Origin of the sequence: Pseudomonas sp. TH43, assembly GCF_016650635.1 — a bacterium.
In the GTDB taxonomy this organism is placed as follows: domain Bacteria; phylum Pseudomonadota; class Gammaproteobacteria; order Pseudomonadales; family Pseudomonadaceae; genus Aquipseudomonas.
In genome coordinates this window covers 57,569-77,625 of the sequence record NZ_JAEKFI010000003.1, presented here as the reverse complement: position 1 = coordinate 77,625, position 20,057 = coordinate 57,569, and the positions used below count along the sequence as shown (strand labels likewise).

Annotated in this window: 14 protein-coding genes and 4 tRNA genes; 13 read left to right on the top strand and 5 right to left on the bottom strand. The window is 59.9% G+C overall.

All coding sequences use genetic code 11. The annotated features are described in order from the left end of the window. Window positions 1-62: 62 nt before the first annotated feature. Together JFT81_RS09995 and JFT81_RS09990 are read right to left on the bottom strand one after the other, a co-directional pair. Window positions 63-1,613: an MDR family MFS transporter gene (locus JFT81_RS09995; RefSeq protein WP_201227180.1), complete on the bottom strand. Its 1,551-nt coding sequence runs from the start codon at window positions 1,611-1,613 to the stop codon at window positions 63-65. Continuing rightward, entirely contained in the window at window positions 1,603-2,652 is a 1,050-nt protein-coding gene (locus tag JFT81_RS09990; RefSeq protein ID WP_201227179.1) for an HlyD family secretion protein, read from the bottom strand. Before JFT81_RS09990 ends, JFT81_RS09995 begins: the two co-directional genes overlap by 11 nt. A gap of 228 nt (window positions 2,653-2,880) precedes the next feature. On the opposite strand from JFT81_RS09990, the gene gltX reads away from it, so the two are divergent. From gltX to JFT81_RS09930, 12 genes are all read left to right on the top strand, one after another. Further along, window positions 2,881-4,362: a glutamate--tRNA ligase gene (gene gltX / locus JFT81_RS09985; RefSeq protein WP_201227178.1), complete on the top strand. Its 1,482-nt coding sequence runs from the start codon at window positions 2,881-2,883 to the stop codon at window positions 4,360-4,362. Window positions 4,363-4,618: 256 nt separating this feature from the next. After that, window positions 4,619-4,694, top strand: a tRNA-Ala gene (locus JFT81_RS09980). Between the two features lie 80 nt (window positions 4,695-4,774). Beyond that, a tRNA-Glu gene (locus JFT81_RS09975) sits at window positions 4,775-4,850 on the top strand. A 52-nt stretch (window positions 4,851-4,902) separates the two neighbouring features. Then, window positions 4,903-4,978: transfer RNA gene (locus JFT81_RS09970), tRNA-Ala, on the top strand. A gap of 80 nt (window positions 4,979-5,058) precedes the next feature. After that, window positions 5,059-5,134: transfer RNA gene (locus tag JFT81_RS09965), tRNA-Glu, on the top strand. 182 nt (window positions 5,135-5,316) lie between these two features. After that, entirely contained in the window at window positions 5,317-5,856 is a 540-nt protein-coding gene (locus JFT81_RS09960) for a TetR/AcrR family transcriptional regulator (RefSeq protein WP_201227177.1), read from the top strand. Between the two features lie 30 nt (window positions 5,857-5,886). Continuing rightward, window positions 5,887-6,720, top strand: a complete 834-nt coding sequence (locus tag JFT81_RS09955; RefSeq protein WP_201227176.1) for an alpha/beta hydrolase — start codon at window positions 5,887-5,889, stop codon at window positions 6,718-6,720. A 47-nt stretch (window positions 6,721-6,767) separates the two neighbouring features. Then, entirely contained in the window at window positions 6,768-7,217 is a 450-nt protein-coding gene (locus tag JFT81_RS09950; protein WP_201227175.1) for a thioesterase family protein, read from the top strand. Window positions 7,218-7,357: 140 nt separating this feature from the next. Further along, complete coding sequence (locus tag JFT81_RS09945) at window positions 7,358-8,317, top strand: tRNA-dihydrouridine synthase (RefSeq protein WP_201227174.1); 960 nt, start codon at window positions 7,358-7,360, stop codon at window positions 8,315-8,317. Window positions 8,318-8,438: 121 nt separating this feature from the next. After that, entirely contained in the window at window positions 8,439-8,885 is a 447-nt protein-coding gene (locus tag JFT81_RS09940; RefSeq protein ID WP_201227173.1) for an Hsp20 family protein, read from the top strand. 179 nt (window positions 8,886-9,064) lie between these two features. Further along, a complete protein-coding gene (locus tag JFT81_RS09935) occupies window positions 9,065-9,760 on the top strand; it encodes a DUF1266 domain-containing protein (RefSeq protein WP_201227172.1) in 696 nt (231 codons plus the stop codon). Next, on the top strand, window positions 9,757-12,474 hold the full coding sequence (locus tag JFT81_RS09930) for a DUF805 domain-containing protein (RefSeq protein ID WP_201227171.1): 2,718 nt from the start codon (window positions 9,757-9,759) through the stop codon (window positions 12,472-12,474). Before JFT81_RS09935 ends, JFT81_RS09930 begins: the two co-directional genes overlap by 4 nt. Here the strand turns inward: JFT81_RS09930 and JFT81_RS09925 are convergent. From JFT81_RS09925 to JFT81_RS09915, 3 genes are all read right to left on the bottom strand, one after another. Next, window positions 12,471-14,162, bottom strand: a complete 1,692-nt coding sequence (locus tag JFT81_RS09925) for a molecular chaperone HscC (protein WP_201227170.1) — start codon at window positions 14,160-14,162, stop codon at window positions 12,471-12,473. The two genes, JFT81_RS09930 and JFT81_RS09925, sit on opposite strands and share 4 nt — an antisense overlap. A gap of 94 nt (window positions 14,163-14,256) precedes the next feature. After that, complete coding sequence (locus JFT81_RS09920; protein WP_201227169.1) at window positions 14,257-17,535, bottom strand: PAS domain S-box protein; 3,279 nt, start codon at window positions 17,533-17,535, stop codon at window positions 14,257-14,259. A gap of 74 nt (window positions 17,536-17,609) precedes the next feature. Beyond that, window positions 17,610-18,494 carry a LysR family transcriptional regulator gene (locus JFT81_RS09915; RefSeq protein WP_201227168.1) on the bottom strand — a complete coding sequence of 295 codons (885 nt, stop codon included), beginning with the start codon at window positions 18,492-18,494 and terminating at the stop codon, window positions 17,610-17,612. A gap of 140 nt (window positions 18,495-18,634) precedes the next feature. Between JFT81_RS09915 and leuC the strand changes: the two genes are divergently transcribed. Beyond that, window positions 18,635-20,053 (top strand): 3-isopropylmalate dehydratase large subunit, encoded by a 1,419-nt coding sequence (gene leuC, locus JFT81_RS09910; RefSeq protein ID WP_016984527.1) that lies wholly within the window; start codon window positions 18,635-18,637, stop codon window positions 20,051-20,053. Window positions 20,054-20,057: the final 4 nt, after the last annotated feature.

The following is a 20,057-nucleotide window of genomic DNA, read 5'->3' as shown; positions in this document are numbered from 1 at the left end:
TATTGTGTCGTTCACAAATCCCCTGTGGGAGCGAGCCTCTCGCGAATGGCGGCAACGCGTTCTTAATGAGACTCCCCAGCCTTCAGCCCTTGCGGTAATTTCTTGGTCAACAGAATCGCCAGCATACTGATCCCCAGCGCAATCCCGACAAAGTGAAACGCATCGTTGTAGGCCATGATCGCCGCCTGCTGATGGACGATCTCGCTCATCTTGCCCAGCGCCGCCGTGTCACTGCCAAACCGGTCTGTCATCGACGCCATGCGCTCAGCCACCTGCGGGTTGGTCGGTACAATCGCCTCACGCAAATAATCGAAGTAGGTCTTGGTCCGCGCATCCAGTAGTGTCGCCAGCAGCGCAATGCCAATCGCACCGCCGAGGTTGCGCAGGATGTTGAACAGGCTCGACGCCGACCCCGCATCCTGCGGCAGGATATAAGCGGTGGCGATCAGCGAAATGGTCACCATGATCAACGGCTGGCCCAGCGCCCGAATGATCTGGATCTGGTTGAACTGCGGCCCGGCAAAATCCGGGTTGAGCACGCCCGAAGAAAAACTCGCCAAGCCAAATAACCCGAAACCCAAAGTGCACAGCCATTTTGGCGAAATGAACGTCATCAGCTTCGGCACCAGCGGAATCAGAAACAGCTGCGGCACGCCCATCCACATGATCACTTCGCCGATCTGCAAGGCGTTGTAGTTCTGGATCTGTGCCAGATACAGCGGCAGCAGATAGATCGAACCGTACAACCCGACGCCCATGCCGAGGCTGGAAATACTCGACAGGCCGAAGTTGCGATTACGCAGAATGCCGAGGTTGATCAGCGGATTTGGCTTGGAGATCTGCACGATGACAAAGGTGATCAGGCTCAGCAGGGCAATGCTGCCCAGTGTCACGATCAGGCTCGATTCCAGCCAATCCTTGCGATGCCCTTCTTCGAGAAATACCTGCAAGCAACCGAGGCCGATCCCCAATGTGAGGATGCCGGTGTAGTCGGTGCTCTTGAGCAATTCCCAGTGCGCTGCTTTCTTTTCCAGTCCATACATCAGCCCGGCGATCATGATCAGCCCCGGCGGAATGTTGATGTAGAAGATGTATTCCCAGCCCCAGTTTTCCGTGAGCCAACCGCCCAGCGTCGGGCCGATGGACGGCGCAAACGTCGCGGTCATGGCAAACATCGCCATGCCTTTGGCGCGGTGGTGTTCGGGGAGTTTGATCAGCGTCAGGGTAAACGCCAGCGGGATCAGCGCGCCGCCGGTGAAGCCTTGCATGGCGCGGAAGACGATCATGCTCTCGAGGCTCCAGGCCATCGAGCACAGTAGCGATGAAACCAGAAAACCCAGCGACACCCATACTGCTAGTCGCCGCGCCGAGAGCAACTGCACCAGCCATGCGGTCAGCGGGATCATGATGATTTCCGCGACCAGATAAGAAGTGGAAATCCACGAACCTTCTTCAAGCGTCGCCGACAGGGCGCCCTGGATGTCTTTGAGCGAAGAGTTGGTGATCTGGATGTCGAGCACCGCCATGAAGGCGCCGAGCATCACGCTCATTACCGCGATCCAGTCGCGCCGGGTCGGTTCGCCGACCGGGCGGATCAGCGAATCACCGGCCATCGTCTGGGGCGTCTTTGATGTTCACGGTGGCGGTGACGGACATGCCCGGACGGATCTTGCCGCGCAACGGGTTATCGGCTTTGAAGGTGAGTTTCACCGGAATCCGCTGCACGACTTTGGTGAAGTTGCCGGTGGCGTTATCGGGTGGCAGCAAGCTGAACTGCGCACCGGAGGCGGCGAACAGACTGTCGACTCGCGCCTCGATCGGCGTGTCGCTGTAGGCATCGAAGGTCAATTCGGCTTTTTGTCCGGGCTGCATATGACCGATCTGGGTTTCCTTGAAGTTGGCCTGTACCCAGATGTCTTCGTCCGGGACGATCGACAGCAGATAGGCGCCGGCCTGGACCACTTGACCGTTGCGTGCGGCGCGCTGGCCGACCAGGCCGCTGATCGGTGCGTGGATTTCGCTGCGGGTCAGGTTGAGTTGGGCCTGGGCGATATCGGCGCGGGCATTGGCGATCTGCGCGTCGAGGCGTTTGATTTCGGCGCTCAATGCGTTCACTTGCTGGCGCTGACTCTGCGCATCGGCCTGGGCCTTGGTCACTTGCGAGCGGGCAATGTGGGCGTCGGCGGCGAGGGTGGTTACGCGCTCTTCGGAAACGTAGCCGGGTTTGCGCAGGGTTTCCGCCCGCGACAAATCCATCTGAGAGCGGCCGAGGGTTGCTTGGGTGGTCGCCACTTGTGCATCGCTGGAGGCGATCAGGCTGGCTTGCTGAGTGAGCTTGCTTTGCGCCTGCAAGCGTTCGGCCTCGCGAGTGGCAAGCGCGGCGTTGGCGCGATCGACCGCCAGACGGAAATCGTCGCCTTCGAGGCGCACCAGCAACTGGCCTTTTTCGACGTGCTGGTTGTCCTGTACCAGCACGTCGTCGATGCGCGCGCTCAACTGGCTCGACACACGGGTGATTTCGCCCTGGACATAGGCGTTGTCGGTGCTTTCATAAAAGCGCCCCTTGAAAAACCAATGGGCGAAGAAGCCCCCGGCAATCAGCAGGACGAGCAGTAGAAAAATGAATAGGCGACGCTTGAGTTGGGCAGGCATGGGCAAACTGTAGTCTAGTAATTGTAAGGAAAGTTATCAGCCGGTGAATCTCGCATACAGCCGATAAACGGTAAATGCCCATGGTTGATATTCGGCCATTCACCACGGCTCACGGGCGTTACAGACGCAAACTTGGCTTAAATGCCCTGCCTGCTGGAGCGGGGCGGGTGTCGCCTGTTACCATTCGCCGCTTGATTGTTTTGCTTTTCATTCTTTTCGAGACATGCCATGACCACCGTCCGCACTCGCATCGCGCCATCGCCTACCGGGGACCCCCACGTAGGTACCGCTTACATCGCATTGTTCAACTACTGCTTTGCCAAGCAGCATGGTGGTGAGTTCATCCTGCGGATCGAAGACACCGACCAGTTGCGTTCGACCCGCGAGTCCGAACAGCAGATCTTCGACGCCCTGCGCTGGCTGGGTATCGACTGGAGCGAAGGCCCGGATGTTGGCGGCCCGCACGGTCCATACCGTCAGAGCGAGCGTGGCGACATCTACCAGAAGTACTGCCAGCAACTGGTCGACATGGGCCATGCGTTCCCATGCTTCTGCACTGCTGAAGAATTGGACCAGATGCGCGCCGAGCAAATGGCTCGCGGCGAAACCCCGCGCTACGATGGCCGCGCGCTGCTGCTGTCGAAGGACGAAGTCGCAGCCCGCCTGGCCGCCGGCGAACCGCACGTAATCCGCATGAAAGTGCCGAGCGAAGGCGTCTGCGTGGTGCCAGACATGCTCCGTGGTGACGTCGAGATCCCGTGGGATCGCATGGACATGCAAGTACTGATGAAGACCGACGGTCTGCCGACATACTTCCTCGCCAACGTGGTCGATGACCACCTGATGGGCATCACCCACGTCCTGCGTGGCGAAGAGTGGCTGCCATCGGCGCCGAAACTGATTCTGCTGTACGAGTACTTTGGCTGGGAGCAACCAGAGCTGTGCTACATGCCGCTGCTGCGTAACCCGGACAAAAGCAAGCTGTCCAAGCGCAAGAACCCTACTTCGGTGACGTTCTACGAGCGCATGGGCTTCATGCCGGAAGCGATGCTTAACTACCTCGGCCGCATGGGCTGGTCGATGCCGGACGAGCGCGAGAAGTTCTCGCTGCAGGAAATGGTCGACAACTTCGACCTCAAACGTGTTTCCCTCGGCGGGCCGATCTTCGACATCGAGAAGCTGTCGTGGCTCAACGGCCAGTGGCTGCGTGATCTGCCGGTGGAAGAGTTCGCCAGCCGTTTGCAGACCTGGGCGCTGAACCCGGAATACATGATGAAGATCGCGCCGCTGGTGCAGGGCCGCGTTGAAACCTTCAGCCAGGTTGCACCGCTGGGTGGGTTCTTCTTCGCCGGAGGCGTCAATCCGGATGCCAAGCTGTTCGAATCGAAGAAGCTTTCGGGCGATCAGGTTCGCCAGTTGATGCAGTTGATCCTGTGGAAGCTGGAAAGCCTGCGTCAGTGGGAGAAGGACAACATCACCGCAACGATTCAGGCAGTGGTTGAATCGCTGGAGCTGAAACTGCGTGACGCGATGCCGCTGATGTTTGCTGCGATCACCGGTCAGGCGAGTTCGGTGTCGGTGCTCGATGCGATGGAGATCCTCGGCCCGGACCTGACCCGTTTCCGTCTGCGTCAGGCGATTGACCTGTTGGGCGGCGTATCGAAGAAAGAAAACAAAGAGTGGGAAAAGCTTCTGGGCGCCATCGCCTAAGCGTTTAGCCCCCTGTAGGAGCTGCCGCAAGCTGCGATCTTTTGATCTGGATCTTTAAAAAGCCACATCAAAAGATCGCAGCCTGCGGCAGCTCCTGCAGGTCCGAGTTCTATCCCGAGTGCCGGATTTTCGGGAGGAGGGCGGTAAGTGGTTGTTATGCCGACAAAAAATTTTGAAAAATTTCAAAAATAAGTTTGACAGGCTTTCGATACGCCCTTAAGATTCGCCCCGTCCTCAGCGATGACATCAACGATGAGGGGCTATAGCTCAGCTGGGAGAGCGCCTGCATGGCATGCAGGAGGTCAACGGTTCGATCCCGTTTAGCTCCACCAATTTTACACTTCGAGGTCTGGCCACACCGGCCTTGAAGCGATCAACACTCAGTGTTGGTCTGTTGTATAGAAGGGTTTGCGTCCCCTTCGTCTAGTGGCCTAGGACACCGCCCTTTCACGGCGGTAACAGGGGTTCGAGTCCCCTAGGGGACGCCAGTTTTACAGAAGTGATGTTGCAAAATGTCACTCCGCCGCGAGGCGATAAATCGGGGCTTTAGCTCAGCTGGGAGAGCGCCTGCATGGCATGCAGGAGGTCAGCGGTTCGATCCCGCTAAGCTCCACCAATTTTACAAGTTCAAGGTCTGGCCACACCGGCCTTGAATCGATCAGCTCTCAGCACTGATCAGTTGTATAGAAGGTTTGTGTCCCCTTCGTCTAGTGGCCTAGGACACCGCCCTTTCACGGCGGTAACAGGGGTTCGAGTCCCCTAGGGGACGCCACGATTACCCGCTCTGCGGGATTTTATAAGGGTCATTCAATTATTGAATGGCCCTTTTGTTTGTCTGGCGTTTGGCCAACTCTCCTTTTTCCTTACACTGTGCTTCAGACCAGCGGTCATATTCTTGACTTGCAGAATATTATTATGCGAATAATATTCTAGTCGTAATATTCGGAGGCAACGATGAACGATAAAAAAGCTCAAACCCGCGAACGCATCCTCAAGGCTGCCAGCGCCGCACTGATCCAGCGTGGCCCGGCCGACCCGAGCGTGGGCGAAGTGATGGGCGCAGCCGGCCTGACGGTTGGCGGTTTTTATGCGCACTTCGAAAGCAAGGACGCAATGATGCTGGAAGCGTTCAAGCAGCTGCTGGGTCGCCGTCGCGACCTGATTGCCGACATGGACACCGAACTGACCGGCGAAGAGCGTCGCGCCTTGGTCGCCGCGTTCTACCTGTCGCGCAAACACCGTGATTCCAGTGAAGCGGCATGCCCGATTCCAGCCTCGATCGGCGAATTGGGTCGTTTGCCGGAGTCGTTCCGCATTGCGCTCAATGAGCACCTGGAACTGATGATTGCGCAGTTGGCGTCCAGCCCTGAAGACACCGACAAAGCCCTGGCCGACGTGGCCTTGATGGTGGGTGGTCTGGCACTCGCGAGAGCGCTTGGCCCTGGAGATTTGTCCGATCGATTGCTGCGCGCTGCCAAGTCGGCCGTGCGTTGACCTGAAGGCAGCAGGCCTGAGGAGAGAGCGATGAACACGTTGAAGTGGGTTCGTGGCGTTAACGGCACCTTGGGCTGGATTGCACCGAAACGCGTGGCGAGCAAAATGCGTGTGGCGTTCATGACGCCGCGGTCGCTACCTCTGCGGGATTGGGAGTTGCCGTTGCTGGCCAATTCCGAGCGGATCACGTTGCGCTTTGGCCTTTCAGCGTTGCGCTGGGGTCAAGGCCCGACGGTGCTGCTGATGCACGGTTGGGAAGGGCGCCCAACCCAGTTCGCCGCGTTGATCACGGCGTTGGTCGATGGCGGTTATACCGTCGTCGCGCTCGATGGTCCGGCCCACGGCCGTTCGCCGGGGCGTGAAGCCAATGTCGTATTGTTCGCTCGGGCGATGCTCGAAGCCGCTGCCGAGCTACCGCCGCTGCAAGCGGTCATCGGTCACTCCATGGGCGGCGCCAGCGCCATGCTCGCGGTGCAATTGGGCTTGCGCACGGAAACCCTCGTCAGCATTGCCGCCCCTGCGCGAATCCTCGGCGTATTGCGTGGGTTTGCCCGCTACGTGGGCATGCCGCCGAGAGCGCGTTCCGCGTTCATTCGTCAGGTTGAGCAGGATGTCGGCATGCGCGCCGCCACCCTCGATGTCGCCCACTATCAATTGGATATGCCCGGCCTGATCGTACATGCCGAGGACGACAACTTTGTCTCGGTCAAAGAGTCGCAACTGATCCACGAAGCCTGGTTCGACAGCCGCTTGCTGCGGCTGGAAGGTGGCGGTCATCAGCGTGTGCTGGCCGATCAGCGGGTGATTGATGGCGTGTTATCACTGCTGGCCGGCCGCAGTCTCCAGGCGCGCCAATCGGCGTGAGCTCCGTTACACTGCCCCGGTTGAAATAATTTGACCGGGAGTGGGGCATGGGCTGGGATCGGGCAACGCCGTTTACCATTGATCTGCAAGTAGGCGCCGAGGACATCGACGGGCTGGGCCACGCGAACAACGCGGTCTACGTCACCTGGCTCGAACGCTGCGCCTGGCGCCATTCGCAGCGTCTGGGGCTGGATCTGGTCGAGTACCGGCGCCTGGATCGGGCGATGGCGGTGGTGCGCCACGAAATCGATTATCTGGCCGCTGCCTACGAAGGCGACGAGCTGCAGTTGGCGACCTGGATCGTCGATTGGGACCAGCGTCTGAGGATGACCCGGCATTTCCAGCTCAAACGCCCGAGCGACAACACCACGCTGCTCCGCGCGCAAACCACCTTCGTCTGCATCGAGCTGTCCACGGGCAAGCCCAAGCGCATGCCCGCCGAATTCATCGACGGCTACGGCCCGGCGATCCAGCCCTCAGAATCTGCCCAAATTTAAACTGTAGGAGTGAGCCTGCTCGCGATAGCAATGTGTCAGCCACACCGCTATCGCGAGCAGGCTCACTCCTACAAGGGATCTGCGGTTTTTCTCGTAATCCAGTAAACTGCCGCACGTTTTTCTTTAAGTAGTGTTTTCCCATGCAAATTGCTCTGGCGCCCATGGAAGGGTTGGTCGACGACATCCTGCGCGACGTGTTGACCCGCGTTGGCGGCATCGATTGGTGCGTGACCGAATTCATCCGGGTCAACGATCAATTGCTCACGCCAGCCTACTTCCACAAGTTCGGCCCGGAACTGCTCAACGGCGCTCGCACGGCGTCGGGCGTGCCATTGCGTGTGCAACTGCTCGGTTCCGACCCGGTGTGCCTGGCGGAAAACGCAGCGCTGGCCTGCGAACTCGGTTCTGAGGTAATCGACCTCAACTTCGGCTGCCCGGCCAAGACCGTGAACAAGTCCCGTGGCGGCGCGGTACTGCTTAAAGAGCCCGAACTGCTCAACCAGATCGTCGAGCACGTGCGCCGCGCTGTGCCTGCGCACATTCCCGTCACCGCGAAGATGCGCCTCGGTTTCGACAGCCCGGACGGCTCGCTCGTCTGCGCCACGGCATTGGCCGAAGGTGGCGCCGAACACATCGTGGTTCACGCCCGAACCAAAATGGACGGTTACAAACCACCAGCGCATTGGGAGTGGATTCCGCGCGTGCAGGACGTGGTCAAGGTGCCGGTGTTTGCCAACGGTGATATCTGGAGCGTCGAAGACTGGCGCCGTTGCCGGGAAATCAGTGGCGTGGAAGACATCATGCTCGGTCGTGGCCTGGTCTCGCGCCCGGATCTGGCCAGGCAGATCGCTGCAGCGCGCGCCGGTGAGGAAGTCGTCGAGATGACCTGGGCCGAGCTGATGCCGCTGATCCAGGACTTCTGGTTACAGGCCAAAGCGCAGATGACTGCGCGTCAATCACCGGGCCGTTTGAAGCAATGGCTGGCAATGCTGACGCGCAATTATCCCGAGGCCACCGAGCTGTTCACCGTCTTGCGTCGTGAAACGGAACCGGATCATGTCTCGCGTTTGCTCGGTCTGCCGGTCGTTGAAGCGGCGTGAAAAAAATCTGCAAATAATCTCTTGAAATCAAATCGGCGGTCCCTATTTAAGGGTTACGCGATGCCGAATTCGGGTCGCGGATACACAAAACCTTGCTGATTGTTTTCAGGAGATTTGAACCATGAGTACTGCATTTTCCCTCGCACCACTGTTCCGTTCCTCGGTAGGCTTCGACCGTTTCAACGACCTGTTCGAAACCGCCCTGCGCAACGAGCCTGGTAGCACCTATCCGCCTTACAACGTGGAAAAGCACGGTGATGATCAATATCGCATCGTCGTTGCCGCGGCCGGTTTCCAGGAAGAAAACCTGGAGCTGCAAGTCGAGAAGGGTGTGCTGACCATCAGTGGCGGCAAGCGTGATGCCAACGAAGGCGTGACCTTCCTGCACCAGGGCATCGCCCAGCGTGCATTCAAGTTGTCCTTCCGCCTGGCTGATCACATCGAGATCAAAGCCGCCGACCTGAGTAACGGTCTGCTGAGCATTGACCTGTTGCGTGTGGTCCCGGAAGAAGCGAAGGCCAAGCGCATCCCGATCAACGGGACGCAAAAACCGGCTCTGCAGCACTGATTCAGTTGCAGATAAAAGCGTCTGAATGGGCGCTGAGCCGCTGAACGAAGGCCCCGATACGTCGGGGCCTTTTTTATGGGCGCTACACACCGGCTTTGCCGCCCGGCAGCGGTTTCTCTACAATCCGCCGCAGTTTTGCCGACCCTCCATCCCTCACCGGTCGGCCTGGAGCATTTTTCATGGATGAGATTCAGCAGCGCTGGCTGTGGGCCCTGTCTGCGCCTATGGCGGCGCTCAATCCTGGAGCCGGGTACGACGACCCTGCTTTCTGCGACGACGCGTACATCAATCTGAAGAACAGCTGGGGCATTGATGACCGCCAGGAGCTGTTCGGCATGCTCAGGCGGATGACCGACGACGGCCATGCCAAACATCTCAGTGCCGCGTATCTGGCCTGGCAGCGTTGCCTGCCGAGTGAATGGCCGGCGCTGCTTGAGCGCCTCGAACTCCGTGAACGCGTTCTGCATGAGTTTGCCAGCCGCACCTTCGACAGCTGCGGGGCTGGCGGGATTTTGTCCTGGGACTACGGGCGCATGGGGTTCCTCCTGCGCTGCGGTGTGCGCAACCAGTGGATTGATCTGGTCGAGAGTCAGTGGCTGCACACGCGCCTGGCCGTCAGGGCGCAATTTCATTACGACAGCTGGATGGCTTACTTCCATGGCTTCCTTATCGGGCGGGCATTCTGGTGCTGCCAAAGTAAAAGTGATGAGGCACTGGCGTTCGAGCTCGATCGACAAGGGCAGACCACGCATAACCTGCTGATCGCCCGTGGTATGGATCAGAACATCCCGCAGTTTCTGCCTGACTTGCCTTGGCAAATGGAAATCGAGTTGCCGCCACGTCCGGCATCGCTCAAGGAGTTCGACTGGTCATGAGTTGCTGGATTCATCTGGGCATTGAGCCCACCACCGACGAAACCCTGATCCGTGATGCCTACCGCGCGCGTCTGCCCGCACATCACCCGGAGACCGATCCCGAAGGCTTTCAAGCGTTGCGCATGGCGTATGAAAAAGCCGTGCGTCTGGCTCGCGAAGATGCTGCCGAAGAGGACGAGGACGAGGACGAGGAAGAAGACTACAGCGAGTTCGAGGCACCCGACGAGACGGTCACTGAGGTGCCCCGGGCCTTCGTGGATTTCTGTGAGCTGCTCGACGATCCTGCACGGCGTTTCAATTTTGCTGCGTGGCAGGCGTTTATCCGAACGCTGGATCAATTGCCTCTGGATGAGCTGGTTGACCTCAGCTGGGATTTCTACCACCGAATGACCGATGCCGGCTTGCTGTCGCACCGATGCGCGAACCTGCTCGCACAGCGGATGGCCTGGGATCAACAACTGCTCGATCTTGACTACGATCACGCGGAGCGGGTCGAAGTGTTTCTGCAACGGATAAAAACCCCCGACCCGTTCGATCTGGCGCTGATGAACCAGTGGCCTGAGGCCGCACAGGTTGAGTCGCTGTGGTACACCCGCAGCCTCGAAGTCACCTTCGCCCAGCGTCCGCTGCACGAATTCAGTCATTTCGCTCTCCGACACGCCTGCTTGCCGTTGCCTGATGATGAGGCGTACATCAAGCGCCTGCTCGGGCAGTTCACTCAGGCGGGTATCAGCGGGGAAGGGTTGCTGCAGTGCTGTGTCGAACACCAGCGTCAGCATCCTGACGATATTGACTGGCTGTACTTGCTGGCCAGTCAGTGCAGTTTGCAGGGGCTGGACGATCAGGCGTGGCCGAACTGGATCCGCTTGTGGCAGGAACATCGCCATCCGAAAGCCGAAGGCCAGTTGTTGGCGTTATGTGCCGAGCGCTCACCGGACTTGCTGCCGTTGCTGATTCAGGCCTTCGATTGTGCCCAGCCTTTCAGTGCCTGGCCGCTTGATCTTGACGACGCCAGTCAGGCGTATGGCAGCCCGTCTCAGCAACCGCAAACCCTGTTGCGCTGGCTGGACGTAGGTCCTCTGCAACTTCAAGGGCTGGCCAGGGCTTTCGTCGATTGGCGCCTGCACGACGATGAGTTGCCGCTGCTGGCGCTGTTGCTCGGCGAGCATGCCGACATCCGCTTGCAGCGACTTTATCGGCACGCGTGGGCGTTGCATCGCGGTGACGTGCTGTTGTTGCAGCAGGTGCTCGACGAGACGTTGCCGCTGGATGCACTTGAAGCGCTGGTGCTGAGTGGCTTTCAGTGTCAGGCGGAGCAACATGTGCGCTGGCTGAAGCAAGCGCCGATCGCGTTGGCGATGAATGCCTACATCGATGAAAACGCAGTGTCGCCGCAACTGCCGGCGGCGCAGACCAGCGATCAGTCGCACAGCCTCTGCCGTGGGTGGTTGCGCCGGTTGCGTCCTTACGGTCATGCCGCGCTCGCGCGCATTGACGAAGACTTCAAGCTCAACGGTTCGTACGCCGGCACTGATCTGTCGGAACTGACACAACTGCTGCAACTGGCTCAACACAATGTGCTGTTGCCGGCGCCGGAGGCGGGCGAAGCGTTGTGGCAATGGCACGCGCAAACGCTGTTTCTGCTGGCGTTGCTGGGGCAAACGGAGCGTTGGTTGCCATTGATCGACGGGCGGATGCTGGAGTCATTGGCATTCAACCCGGCCCATCCGCTCAGCCGCTTGCAGCCGTTATTGCAGCGATTGTTGCGTGAGCAAGGCAATTGCAGTGGCTTGCTCGGCTTGCTGCAAACCGAAGAACCGGTGCAAGCGCTGCTGGCCCAGCAGATGTATGGGGTTCAGGAGGCGCTCGACAGCCTGCGCTTGCTCAGCAACGACCGGTTGTTCACGTGCATGCGCCGCGATCTGAGGGCTTTTGACGACGACCTGCTCGGCCGGATGCTGCTGACCGGGGTTCTGTATCACACAGGATTGTTTGATGCCAAACAGCGACGTTTTCTACTCGACAGGATTACCGAAGTCGTCAACCCGCAGGATTGGTTCGACGGCTTCCGCCACAGCTTGATCAAGGGCGAACCGGTACGGCCTTCTCGCGAGGCGCTGGAGGGCATTGATGACATCGACGACTTTTACCTGGCGCTCGATGCGCTCAAGGATCTGGTCAGGTACGGCGACGCGGGTGTGCCACGTCAGAAAAACTTGATACGCCTGCAGCGCGCCAAGGACAACCTGCAGAACGGCCTCGGTTTGCGTTTTGCCTGCAGCGCGCTGCTGTCGTGGTCGGAGCGTTTGCTGCTGGCCAGGGCCGAGGCGCGGCCGACATCGGCCATGGCCTTCTGGCGCCTTGGCTCGCGGCTGAGTCGCGAGGCCTTTGTCGGGCAAGTGATTGGCCTGGTGCTGCTCACCCCGCTGGTCGCCGTGCTCAGTGGGTCGACGACGCCCGCCCTGGTGGTGTTGTTGCTCGGGGTGTTGATTCTGCTCGGCGCCATGCTCCGACGCCTGCATGACATGGGCCGAGGTATACCGACCTTTCTGGTGCTCGCCGGACTGACACCCGTCTTGCCGTTTCTGCCGCTGGTCCTGTTCGGCTTTCCCGGGGAGAAGTTGCCCAACCGCTATGGCATGCCCCCGGAAAGCTTTCGTGAAGACCCGCTGTCCGCCGGTTTGCAGGCTGCGTTGCGGCGTCTCATCGGCTAGAAGCGCAGTTCATCCAGGGCGTCGTTGAGCTGTGAGCGCTGGCTGGCAATCTGCGCAGGTTGCTGGTCGGCGAGCACAGCCGTGAAACCGTGCAACCATTCGGCAATGCGTTCGCGCTCGGTGCCGAGGCTCTGCATCCAGGCGCGCTCCAGGCGTGCCAGCAAGGTGCGGTTGGGCAACGCGTCGCGCGGGTGAACCTTGAGTGCGGCGAGCCGGTCGTGGCTGTTCTGACGTGACGCTTCGTCAAGGCCGGTGGGGCTGCGGTCGATGGCGTGGCTGTGGCGCTTGCCGGTCTGAAGCAGCATGACGTCAACCTCGAGCAGGCCATTGATGTCGTAACTGAAGCGTACATCCAGCGCCTGAATATGATCGCAGGGTGTCAGCGTCAGATCGAAACTCTCAATGAAGATGTTGTCGCGCACCCACGGGCGTTCGCCCTGATAGACCGCAATACGGATTTCTTCTTGTCGTGGGTAGGTTGTGTAATAGCGTTCCACCCGTGACGTCGGAATGATCGTGTTGCGCTCGATGATGGGCGAGAAGGCACCTTCGACACCTTTGCCGCGCATCGTCTCGATGCCCAGCGTGTAAGGGCAGACGTCGGTCAGGATCAGCTCCTCTACTGCGCCATCGCGGGCCTTGCACGCCGCTTGTGTGGCTGCGCCAAGCGCGACGATGGTGTCCGGGTCGAGATGCCGATAAGGCAGGCGGCCGAACAGCGTCGCAACCAGTTGTTGCACCGCCAGCATGCGCGTGGCGCCGCCGACCAGCACCAGGCTGTCGAGGTCGCGGGGTTTGAGGCGGGCATCGCGCAGGGCCTGTTCGATCGGCGCACGCAAGCGGCCCAATAGCGGTTCCCAGAGGTTTACCGCAGTGGCTGCGTCCAGCGCCCATTCGAAGGTTTTTTCGCCAAGCCGCCAGTGCAGTTGCTGGGGGCCTTCACCCAGTTTGCATTTGAGTTGCTCCAGCGCATCGGCGAGGCTGGCCATGCTCTGGGCGTCGATCAGTGCCGGCGTCAGTTGCCAGTCTTTGAGGCAGGCTTGCAACAGCGCGGCAGTGAAGTCTTCGCCACCAAGGAAGTTGTCACCGGTGGACGCGTGCACTTCGATCAGCGGCAAGGCGTATTCCAACACCGTGACATCGAAAGTGCCGCCGCCCAGATCGAAGATCAGCGTGCGTTCGAATTTCTGCTCATGCAGCCCATAAGCCATGGCCGCTGCGGTCGGCTCGTTGATCAGCCGCGTGACGGACAAACCGGCCAGTTCGGCGGCAAACAGAGTGCGCTTGCGTTGTTCGTCACTGAAATACGCCGGCACCGAAATCACCGCCTCAGAGACCGGATGACCCAGAAATGCTTCGGCATCTTGCTTGAGTGAACCGAGTACCAGAGCCGACAACTCTTCAGGGCTGAAGGCGCGCGCGCCGAGCTCGATCTGTTTATCGCTGCCCATGAAGCGTTTGAATGCGGCAGCCGTGCGATCCGGGTGCGTGGTCAGGCGGGCGCGGGCGGCTTTGCCGACCAGGATCGTATCGTCTTCATCGAGGCTGACCACCGACGGGGTCAGCACGTCGCCGAGGGCATTGCGGATCAGCTCGGCGCGACCGTCGCGCCAGACGGCGATCAGGCTGTTGGTGGTGCCAAGGTCGATGCCCAGCAATGCCGGGCGGGGGAGGGTTGCATCCTGCATGAAAGATCTCGAAACGGCGCAAAAAAAGCGACCCTACAGGTTGGCGCAAACCGTGGCAATTGCCGCTCTGTTGCAAGCTGCGCAGCGGCGAATATCAGGGCAGGAGCTTTTTCAGATCCTCCAGCGGTAGTGGTCGGCTGTGCCAGTAGCCTTGATACAAATGGCAGCCCAGACCTTGCAGGAATGCCAGTTGCTCTGAAGTTTCCACGCCTTCGGCGATCACCTCCAGCGCCAGGCTGCGGGCCATGGCCACGATGGCACGGATGATTTCCGCATCGTTCGGGTCGGTGGTGGCGTCGCGGATAAACGACTGATCGATTTTCAGGGTGTCGACCGGCAGGCGCTTGAGGTAAGTCAGCGACGAATAACCGGTGCCGAAATCGTCCATGGCAAAGCTTACGCCTAGCTTTTTCAGGCGACGCATTTTGCTGATGGTGTCTTCCAGATTCTGGATGACGATGCCTTCGGTGATTTCCAGTTTCAGCAGCGAGCAGGGCAGCCCGTGGCTGACCATGCTGTGTTCGATGCGTTCGACAAAGTCGTTCTGGCGGAACTGTCGCGGGCTGATGTTCACGCAGAGGCTGAAATTGAGCGGGTCGATCAGGTGTTCGGCGATCAGTTGTTTGAAGGCATCGCAGGCTTCGTCGAGGATCCACGTGCCGACTTCGAGAATCAACCCGCTGTCCTCCAGCACTTTGATGAACTCGGTGGGTGATTGCGCGCCGAGTTCCGGGTGATTCCAGCGCACCAAGGCTTCGGCGCCGATGATGCGGTTGTCGCGGGCATCGATCTGCGGCTGGAAATGCACGTTGAACTCACCGCGCGACAGCGCCAGGCGCAAGTCGGTCTCCATGCGCAGCCGTTCGCTGGCCGCCTTCTGCATGGTGTTGTGGTACATCGTCGTGGTGTTGCGCCCGGAATCCTTGGCGCGGTAGAGGGCAATGTCGGCACGTTTGAGCAGGTCGGTCGGGGTCGAGCCGTGATCAGGAATCAGCGCCACGCCGATGCTCGGCGTTACTTGCAGGCGCTGGCCGTCGAGGAACATCGGCTCCGACAACAGTTCGCGAAGGGTGTCGGCCAGATTGCGCACTTGCAGACTGACTTCGTTGCGCGACCCTTCGAGGCCGCTGAGCAGCACGACGAACTCGTCGCCACCCAGGCGCGCGACCGTGTCCTCCATGCGCACGCTGGCTTCGAGTCGTGCGGTGATAATCTTCAGCACCGTATCGCCAACCGGATGGCCGAGAGAGTCGTTGATGTGCTTGAAGTGATCCAGATCGAGAAACAACAAAGCGCCGCGCAGATTGTGGCGTTTGAGCAAGGCGATCTGCTGACTCAAGCGATCCATCAGCAGGGCACGATTGGGCAGATTGGTCAGCGGATCGTGGTAAGCCAGATGACGGATCTGTGCTTCGGCGTTTTTCAGCAGGCTGACATCGCGAGCGGTGAGTAGCAGGCACGCGGTTTCATTCAGGGTGATCGGTTCGATCGAGACCTCTACGGTCAGCAATTCCCCGCGCTTGTTGCGCCCGAGCATTTCCTGATGGTGCACGCGGCCCTTTATCTGCAACTCGGCCAACAACGCCGAACGCTGTTTTTCCTCAGCCCAGATGCCCACCTGATACACGGTTTTGCCAACCACTTCGTCGGCGCGATAGCCGGTGAGGCGACAGAAACCGTCGTTGACCTCCAGATAGCGCCCTGTGTCGCGCTCGGTGATGGTGATCGCATCGGGACTGGAGTGAAACGCCTTGGCGAATTTCTCTTCGCTGGCCTTGAGTGCCGCTTCCGAGCGTTGCTGCTGGGTGATGTCGCGCAGGGTGGTGACGATGCACGCTTGATCGCCGACGCTGATCTGCCGGCTGGAAATCACGCAGGTCAGCGATTGACCGTCCTTGTGCTGAACGATGATTGCGACATTGCTCAGGCCTTGTTCGCGGATTACCCGTTCGATGCGTTGCAGGCTTTTTGCCGAGGCATCCCACAGGCCGATTTCTTCGGCGGTGTGGCCAATCACGTCAGCAGCGCTCCAGCCGAAGGTCTGGCTGAAACTCGAGTTGATCTCGATAAATTCGCCGCTGTCCTGGCGCGTTACGCAGATCGGGTCGGGGCTGACCTGGAACAGCGTGGCGAACTTCTCTTCCGACGCGACCAGGCGCTGTTCGCGCTCAACCTGGTCGGTAATGTCCAGCAACGTACCGGCCATGCGCAGTGGCGCGCCGTTGTCGTCACGATAGAGGCGGGCGCGGCTTTCCAGATAGCGTGAGCTACCGTCCGGCAGTTGCACGCGATAAGTCAGTTGGTAATTGCCTGCCGGGCCTTCGCGCAGGCTGCGATAGGCGTCGCGCATGCTGTCGCGTTCCTCGCCGGGCACCCCTTCAAAAAACGCATCGAATGATTCATGGAAGGGTTTCGCGTCCAGGCCGTGCAATTGCGCGGCCCGTGCCGAGCCGTAGAGCATGCCGCTGGGAATGTGCCAGTCCCAAGTGCCCAGTTGCGCCGAATCCAGCGCCAGGTCGAGACGTTCCTGGCTGTCCTTTAATGCATGTTCGGCGACTTTGCGTTCGGTGGTGTCGAGGAAGGTGCTCAACAAGTACGGCTGGCCTTCGAGTTCAACCTTTTGGGCGCTGAGAATACCGTCGTGAATCTGGCCGTTGCTCGCGCGAAACTGCACTTCCATGCTGATCAGTTCGCCCTTGGCCTTGGTTTTCCTGACCAGTTCGGCACGTTGCTCGGGGTGCACCCACAGGCCCAGCTCCAGCGTGGTGCGGCCAATGGCGCTTTGCACCGGCCAGCCGAACAGGCTTTCGAAATATTGATTGGCCTCGCTGATCAGGCCGTCTTCCTGGCGGGTCAGCAGAACCATATTCGGACACAGATGAAACAGTGTGGCGAAACGTTTCTCTGAACTGCTCAGGGCTTGTTCGCGTTGGCGCTGGTGGGTGATTTCGCGAATCACCCCGATCATTCGGGGGCGGCCGTTTTTATCCGGCAACAAGCTGCCACTGATCTCCAGCCAGTGCAGGCTGCCGTCGGGCCAGCGGATGCGGTGGTGCATCGCCTGTTCCAGCGGCGCACCGGCAATCACCGCGTGGAAGGCCCGAACGGTCTTGGCGCGGTCTTCCGGGGGCAGCAGATCAAGGTATTCGAGGTCCGCCGGCAACGGCTGCCGTGGATCGAAGCCGAACAAGGCCTGGGTGCCGCGCGACCAACTGATCTGCCCGCGCTCGATGTCCCAGTACCAGGCGCCGAGCCGCGCGCCGTTGAGCGCGGCGAGCAATTGCGGCGCGCTCTCCCAGCTCTGCTCGGAATGACGCGGGTCAATCGCCTGAATACGCGGCATCGGCGGAATTCGGTCAACAGATTTCGGCATTGTGGACAGGCCTTGAGCTGATGGTGGCGTTAGGCACAGGGACAGCGGCTCTTTAGGAGTAGCACAAGTTGGCCTTAAGTCCCTGGCAGATCGATCTGTGCGTCCAGCAAGGCCATAAAGGCTCTTGCCGCATTCGATAGCGTCCGTTCGGTGTGCAGGATATAGCCTAGCTGGCGTCGCAGTTGTATGCCCGGCAAAGCGATGCTCGCCACTTGATCGTCGAGCATGGTGCGCGGCAACACGCTCCAGGCCAGGCCGATGGAGACCATCATCTTGATGGTTTCCAGGTAGTTGGTGCTCATGGCGATGTTAGGTGTCAGGCCCTGGGCCTCGAACAAGCGCTGCACAATATGGTGTGTAAAAGTGTTGCCGCCGGGGAAAACTGCCGGATGACCGGCAATGTCCGCCAGACTGACGGCACCGTTGTTGATCAGCGAATGCTCAGGGGCGACCACAAAATCCAGCGGGTCGTCCCACACCGGCGTAGCTTTGACCAACGCGTGAGGCTCCGGCGCGAGGGTGATGACCGCCAGTTCAGCGCGACCGTGGAGAATTTCTTCGTAGGCCACTTCCGAATCGAGGAACTGAATATCCAGCGCGACTTGTGGGTAGCGGCGGGTGAACTCCCTTAATAAGGGGGGCAAACGGTGCAGGCCGATGTGGTGACTGGTGGCCAGCGTCAGGCGACCGCTGACCTCGCCGCTCAGATTGGTCAGGGCGCGGCGCGTGTCGTCGAGCACGTTGAGAATCTGATAGGCCCGTGGCAGCAGGGCACGGCCGGCCTCAGTCAGGCCGACTTCGCGGCCCAGCCGATCAAACAGGCGCACCTTCAATTGCTGCTCCAGGCCGGCGATGCGTTTGCTGATCGCCGGTTGCGTCAGGTGCAGCCGTTCGCCAGCGCCGGAGAAACTCCCCGTCTCGGCAATCGCGATAAAAGCATTGAGGTTGGCCAGATCCATGTTCGTATTCCAGTTGGTTATCCAAAGCATAAAAAATATGAATTTGAGTTATTTAATCTAACCCCATAGGATCGGCCTCACAAGCCAAAGGGTTATTGATAAGCCCAGGGCATAGAAACAAGCTGATGAGGAACCGTCTGATGGCCGGCAAAACGCTCTACGACAAGCTCTGGGATTCGCATTTGGTCAAGCAGCGCGACGATGGCTCTGCGCTGATCTACATCGATCGTCACATCATCCACGAAGTGACCTCGCCGCAAGCCTTCGAAGGCCTGCGTCTGGCCGGGCGCAAGCCATGGCGCATCGATGCCAATATCGCGACCCCGGATCACAACGTACCGACCACGCCAGAGCGCAAGGGCGGCATCGAAGCGATTGCCGACCAGGTTTCGCGTTTGCAGGTTCAGACCCTCGATGACAACTGTGATGAGTACGGCATCGTCGAGTTCAAGATGAATGACGTCCGCCAAGGCATCGTCCACGTCATCAGCCCGGAGCAGGGCGCGACCTTGCCGGGCATGACCGTGGTCTGCGGCGACTCGCACACTTCGACCCACGGCGCCTTCGGTGCTCTGGCTCACGGTATCGGCACCTCTGAGGTTGAGCACGTGCTCGCCACGCAGTGCCTGGTCGCCAAGAAAATGAAAAACATGCTGGTGCGCGTTGAAGGGCAATTGCCGTTCGGCGTGACCGCCAAGGACATCGTCCTCGCGGTGATCGGCAAGATCGGCACTGCCGGCGGTAACGGCCATGCCATCGAATTCGCCGGCAGCGCGATCCGCGACTTGTCCGTTGAAGGCCGCATGACCATCTGCAACATGTCCATCGAAGCCGGCGCACGTGTTGGCTTGGTGGCTGCGGATCAGAAGACTGTCGACTATGTGAAGGGTCGTCCGTTCGCCCCGAAAGGCGCGGAATGGGACATGGCCGTCGAAGCCTGGAAAGACCTGGTGTCCGACGCGGATGCCAAGTTCGACACCGTGGTTGAGCTCGACGCTGCGCAGATCAAGCCGCAAGTCAGCTGGGGCACTTCGCCCGAGATGGTGTTGGCGGTTGATCAGAACGTGCCGGATCCGGCCAAAGAGATGGATCTGGTCAAGCGCGACTCGATCGTTCGCGCCTTGAAATACATGGGTTTGACCGCCAATCAGGCAATCACCGACATTCAGCTTGATCGCGTGTTCATCGGTTCCTGCACCAACTCGCGGATCGAAGACTTGCGCGCTGCGGCGGTGATCGCCAAGGGCCGTAAAGTCGCTTCGACCATCAAGCAGGCGATCGTCGTGCCGGGCTCGGGTCTGGTGAAGGCCCAGGCTGAAGCCGAAGGTCTGGACAAGATTTTCCTTGAAGCCGGTTTTGAATGGCGTGAGCCGGGTTGCTCGATGTGCCTGGCGATGAACCCGGACCGTTTGGAGTCCGGCGAGCATTGCGCCTCGACCTCCAACCGTAACTTCGAAGGCCGTCAGGGCGCCGGTGGTCGTACCCACCTCGTCAGCCCGGCCATGGCTGCTGCGGCAGCGGTGAACGGTCGTTTCATCGACGTCCGTGAATTGATCTAAGGAG

Coding starts and splice junctions, on each gene's coding strand:
- JFT81_RS09935 (WP_201227172.1), top strand. CDS start 9,065: ATGGATGAGATTCAGCAGCGCTGGCTGTGGGCCCTGTCTGCGCCTATG.
- leuC (WP_016984527.1), top strand. CDS start 18,635: ATGGCCGGCAAAACGCTCTACGACAAGCTCTGGGATTCGCATTTGGTC.
- JFT81_RS09920 (WP_201227169.1), bottom strand. CDS start 17,535: ATGCCGAAATCTGTTGACCGAATTCCGCCGATGCCGCGTATTCAGGCG.
- JFT81_RS09915 (WP_201227168.1), bottom strand. CDS start 18,494: ATGGATCTGGCCAACCTCAATGCTTTTATCGCGATTGCCGAGACGGGG.
- JFT81_RS09990 (WP_201227179.1), bottom strand. CDS start 2,652: ATGCCTGCCCAACTCAAGCGTCGCCTATTCATTTTTCTACTGCTCGTC.
- JFT81_RS09940 (WP_201227173.1), top strand. CDS start 8,439: ATGAGTACTGCATTTTCCCTCGCACCACTGTTCCGTTCCTCGGTAGGC.
- JFT81_RS09955 (WP_201227176.1), top strand. CDS start 5,887: ATGAACACGTTGAAGTGGGTTCGTGGCGTTAACGGCACCTTGGGCTGG.
- JFT81_RS09930 (WP_201227171.1), top strand. CDS start 9,757: ATGAGTTGCTGGATTCATCTGGGCATTGAGCCCACCACCGACGAAACC.
- JFT81_RS09995 (WP_201227180.1), bottom strand. CDS start 1,613: ATGGCCGGTGATTCGCTGATCCGCCCGGTCGGCGAACCGACCCGGCGC.
- JFT81_RS09960 (WP_201227177.1), top strand. CDS start 5,317: ATGAACGATAAAAAAGCTCAAACCCGCGAACGCATCCTCAAGGCTGCC.
- gltX (WP_201227178.1), top strand. CDS start 2,881: ATGACCACCGTCCGCACTCGCATCGCGCCATCGCCTACCGGGGACCCC.
- JFT81_RS09925 (WP_201227170.1), bottom strand. CDS start 14,162: ATGCAGGATGCAACCCTCCCCCGCCCGGCATTGCTGGGCATCGACCTT.
- JFT81_RS09945 (WP_201227174.1), top strand. CDS start 7,358: ATGCAAATTGCTCTGGCGCCCATGGAAGGGTTGGTCGACGACATCCTG.
- JFT81_RS09950 (WP_201227175.1), top strand. CDS start 6,768: ATGGGCTGGGATCGGGCAACGCCGTTTACCATTGATCTGCAAGTAGGC.